This is a genomic window from Sulfitobacter sp. UBA4523, from assembly GCF_002388305.1.
GTDB classification, from domain to species: Bacteria; Pseudomonadota; Alphaproteobacteria; order Rhodobacterales; family Rhodobacteraceae; genus Sulfitobacter; species Sulfitobacter pontiacus.
Map to the genome: position 1 here is coordinate 16309 of NZ_DGMH01000051.1, position 4265 is coordinate 20573.

Genomic DNA, 4265 nt, shown 5'->3' on the forward strand with positions numbered 1-4265 from the left:
GATGTCGGCCGCCACAACGCGGTCGACAAGATCGCGGGCTGGATGCTTTCTGAGAAAGTCCCGGCCGAGGATAAGATCCTCTATACCACGGGGCGGCTGACCTCCGAGATGGTGATCAAGACCGCGATGATGGGCATCCCTGCGCTGGTCTCGCGCTCCGGCTTTACCGCCTGGGGGGTAGAGATCGCGCAGCAGGTCGGGCTGACGCTGATCGGCCGGATGAAGGGCAAACGCTTTATCTGTCTGGCGGGCGAGGACCGGTTGATCCGTGACGCGGACCCCGACGGAATCGCGGATGAACCGAAACGATCTGGGCGAAAGGGCAGCGCATGAAACAGCCACTTGGGGTGATCCTTGCCGGTGGGCAGGCGACGCGGATGGGCGGCGGCGACAAGGGGCTGTTGCAGCTTGGCGGTCAAAGCGTGCTAGGTCATGTGATTGAACGGCTGACCCCGCAGGTGGATCGCGTCGCGTTGAATGCCAATGGTGATGCCGCGCGGTTTGCGGGGCTGAAGTTGCCGGTGTTGCCCGATAGTATCGACGGGTTCGCCGGTCCGCTTGCGGGCGTGCTGGCCGGGCTGGATTGGGCCGCTGAACAGGGCGCGGATACCATTGTCACAGCGGCGGCAGACACGCCGTTCTTCCCCGGTGATCTGGCGCCGCAGCTGTTGCTGGCAAGCGAGGGGATGACCCATCCGCTGGTGCTGGCCGCCACGCCGGATGCCAAACGCGGCACCGCGCGGCATCCGACCTTTGGCCTCTGGCCGGTGGCCTTACGCGACGATTTGCGCGCCGCCTTGCAAGGGGGGCTGCGCAAGGTCGTGATGTGGACCCAAACCCATGAGGGTCGCGAAGCGCTGTTCCCCCATGAGGACGCGTTCTTTAACATCAACACCCCCCAAGATCTGGCCCGCGCACAGGAGATGATATGAGAGTTTACGGCGTTGTCGGCTGGAAAAACGCAGGCAAAACGGGGCTGATGGAACGCCTCGTGACCGAAATCACGGGCCGCGGGTTTTCAGTGTCTACCGTGAAACATGCGCACCACAGTTTTGATGTGGATCATCCGGGCAAGGACAGCCACCGCCACCGCGTCGCTGGCGCGCGCGAGGTGCTGTTGGCCTCGCGCAACCGCTTTGCCCTGATGCATGAGCTGCACGGCGAGGATGAACCGACGCTCGACGCGCTGCTGGCCAAGCTTGCGCCCGTCGATCTGGTGCTGGTCGAAGGCTACAAGCGCGACGGTCACGCCAAGGTCGAAGCGCATCGGGCCGAAACCGGCAATGCGCTGATCGCGCCAGAGGATCCGACGATCAAGGCGATTGCCAGCGACACCCCCATGACTCTGGATCGCCCCGTATTCGATCTGAATGACACCAGCACCATCGCCGATTTCATTCTGGCCGAGGTGGGCTTGTGAGCCATTTCGACACGTTTGTTGTGGTCGATTGGTCCGGCGGTAATGACACCGGACAAACCCCGCGCAAAGATGCGATTTGGGCGGGGGTGTCGCGGGGGGGCATCTCGGACCCGCCTGTCTATCTGCGCAACCGGTCCGAGGCAGAGGCGTGGATCGCCGCGTTGATCGAAGCAGAGCTGGCACAGGATCACCGTTTGTTCATCGGCTTCGATTTCCCCTTTGCCTACCCCAGCGGTTTTGCCGAGGCCCTGACGGGCAGCGAGGATCCCTTCGCCCTGTGGGAGTGGTTCGAGGCGCGGGTCGAAGATGCGCCAGACCGTAACAACCGTTTCGATCTGGTGGCAGAGATCAATCTGGGTCTGGGCGATGGCAGCGGCCCTTTCTGGGCCAACGGCCTGCCGAACCGCGATATCGCAGGGCTGCCGCGCACCAAGGCGGGCTACGACAACCCGTTTCCCGACAAGCGCGCGGCGGAACAGCGTGCCAAGGGCAGTTTCACCTGCTGGCAAATGGCCGGGGCAGGGGCTGTCGGGTCGCAGGTGGTCATGGGGCTGCCTGTGCTGTCACGCCTGCGTGCTCGTTTTGCCGATCATGTCGCGGTCTGGCCGTTTGAAAGGCCGGATGCGCAGGTGGTCTTTGCCGAGATCTGGCCGTCGCTTACCGTGGGGCCCGCTCCTGACAACAGGGTCAAGGATGCGTGGCAGGTGCAGGAACTGGCACGGCAGCTGGCCGCCGTCCCTGCCGCCGATCTGGCGCAGATGCTGGATGTTGAGGCAGCGGAGGAGGGTTGGATTTTCGGTCTGGGGTTCGAACATCTGCTCAAGGCCCCGCCCCCCCTGCGCAACGATTGTTTTGCCCTGCCGCCGGGCGTGCATTGGACGCCGGTGGACGAAGCGCTGGCGCAACTGCGGGAACGGCTGCATCCGGTGACCCCTGTCGAAGACGTGCCTTTGGCTGCCACCTTGGGGCGCATCGCCGCGGCGGATGTGCTGGCATGCCGCGCCAATCCGCCGCTGCCAAATACGGCTGTTGATGGCTATGGCTTTGCGGGCGGGCGCGCGGCCGGGGCCCATGCGATGCCGCTGGCCGAGGGGCGCGCGGCGGCAGGCGACGCGCCGGGGGCGCTGGCCGAGGGGCAGGCGATCCGCGTGCTGACAGGGGCCGCGCTGCCCGAAGGCGTCGATACCGTGGTGCTACAAGAAGACGTGACCATTGACGGGCGCACCCTGCGGTTTAACGGTCCGGTGAAACAGGGTGCCAATACCCGCAAAGCGGGGGAGGACGTGACAGCGGGTGCCGTGACACTGCGCGCAGGACGACGGATCACAGCGGCGGATATCGCCTTGCTCGCGGCCACGGGAACGGCGTCGGTGTCGACCCATCGGCGCTTGCGCGTTGGCGTGCTATCGACAGGGGATGAGATCGTCGAGGCCGGTCAAACCGCGGCCGACGGACAGATATTCGATGCGAACCGCCCGATGTTGCTGGGGTTGGTATCGCAGTTCGGCCATCAGGGCGTGGATCTGGGGCATGTGGGTGACGACCGCGCAGCCTTGCGCAGGCGGCTGGATGAGACGCAGGGCCGTGTCGATGCGATCCTGACCAGCGGTGGCGCGTCGGCGGGGGATGAAGACCACGTGTCGGCCCTTTTGTCCGAGGCAGGGGCGCTTGACCTGTGGCGCATCGCGGTCAAACCGGGGCGGCCCTTAGCGCTTGGCATGTGGCAAGGCGCGCCGGTTTTTGGTCTGCCGGGCAACCCCGTGGCGGCTATGGTCTGCACCCTGATTTTCGCGCGCCCTGCTTTGGCACGGCTGGCGGGGCAGGACTGGCCTGTACCGCAGGGGTTCGACGTGCCCGCAGATTTCAGCAAACGCAAGAAACCGGGGCGGCGCGAGTATCTGCGCGCGCGGATGCGCGACGGGCGGGTGCAGGTCTTTGCATCGGAGGGGTCGGGGCGGATCAGCGGGCTGGCTTGGGCCGAAGGATTGGTCGAACTCCCGGACGCCGCGGCCGACATCCAGCCGGGCGATCTGGTGCGCTATATTCCCTATGGGTCTTTCGGGATCACCTGACCGCTAGTCGAACGTCCCTGCCACGCGGCCCAGCAACATGAAGGCCCGCACGGTGCGCGTGTCGGTCAGTGCCGAGATGTCGGCGTCAGAGGCCTCGGCTTCAAAGGCGGCGAAGGCGCGGTCGAAACGGCGCAGGAAGTGATGCGCGGCATCGCGGAAGATCGGGTCCTGCTTCATGCGGGCACTGGTCAGCGCCAGCGAGGACCGGTCGCGGATGCCGCCCAAAGCTGCGATCGGACGGCCTCGGGCCCCTTGGGCGAATTGGCGCCAGATTTCGGGGCGTGCACGGTCGGGGCGCAGGTCATCCATATAGATACCGTCCTGACTAAGCAGCGTCAGCACGTCCTGCGACGCCTGCACCAGCTGGGACGCATTGCGGTCTTTCAACGCCTTGCGCAGCGCCGAAAAGCCTTCGGTATCCTCTGCGGTTTCGGGGAAATTCAACGCGCGAATGAAATCTTCATGCGACAGCGGCGGGGTCATATCCGCGGCCGAGGTGCCAAGCGCCAGCGCGGGCTGGTCATCGACCACCGCAGGCTTGAGAGGCGCCAGGCGGGTGCTGGCGTCGCGGCGGCTTTGGAAGGTGGCCAGCGTGCTTTCGGTCTTGCGGGCGGCGGCGGCGATTTCATCCAGCTTGCGTGCGACGGTCGCGTCTGCGCCAAGGTTCTGCCCTTGCTGTTGCGCGATATACGCCTGCCGGATCGCGTCGATCGCGGCCTGCAAGCGTTTGCTTTCCTCGCGCATGACACGGCTGGCGCGGGCCGCTGTGGCGG

At 65.6% G+C, this 4265-nt stretch carries 5 protein-coding genes; 4 read left to right on the forward strand and 1 reads right to left on the reverse strand.

The window, feature by feature from the left end:
* The 4 genes from B3849_RS12850 to glp all read left to right on the forward strand — a co-directional run.
* A partial coding sequence (locus tag B3849_RS12850) for a formate dehydrogenase accessory sulfurtransferase FdhD (protein ID WP_286780251.1) occupies positions 1-333 on the forward strand: 333 nt, incomplete at its 5' end.
* The gene (gene mobA / locus B3849_RS12855; protein WP_278375148.1) at positions 330-932 is read left to right on the forward strand and encodes a molybdenum cofactor guanylyltransferase MobA; all 603 of its coding nucleotides are present in this window, start codon (positions 330-332) and stop codon (positions 930-932) included. The genes B3849_RS12850 and mobA, both read left to right, overlap by 4 nt.
* Positions 929-1420, forward strand: a complete 492-nt coding sequence (gene mobB / locus B3849_RS12860; RefSeq protein ID WP_278375149.1) for a molybdopterin-guanine dinucleotide biosynthesis protein B — start codon at positions 929-931, stop codon at positions 1418-1420. The genes mobA and mobB overlap by 4 nt, the downstream gene beginning before the upstream one ends.
* Positions 1417-3492, forward strand: coding sequence for a gephyrin-like molybdotransferase Glp (gene glp, locus B3849_RS12865; RefSeq protein ID WP_278425502.1), 2076 nt, complete (start codon positions 1417-1419; stop codon positions 3490-3492). Before mobB ends, glp begins: the two co-directional genes overlap by 4 nt.
* A gap of 3 nt (positions 3493-3495) precedes the next feature.
* Here the strand turns inward: glp and B3849_RS12870 are convergent.
* Positions 3496-4265, reverse strand: a 770-nt coding sequence (locus B3849_RS12870) for a hypothetical protein (RefSeq protein ID WP_286780252.1), incomplete at its 5' end; no start/stop codon positions are given.

What these genes read in the sequence shown, in the direction of transcription:
- mobA (WP_278375148.1), top strand. Translation starts at nt 330, where the DNA reads ATGAAACAGCCACTTGGGGTGATCCTTGCCGGTGGGCAGGCGACGCGG.
- mobB (WP_278375149.1), top strand. Translation starts at nt 929, where the DNA reads ATGAGAGTTTACGGCGTTGTCGGCTGGAAAAACGCAGGCAAAACGGGG.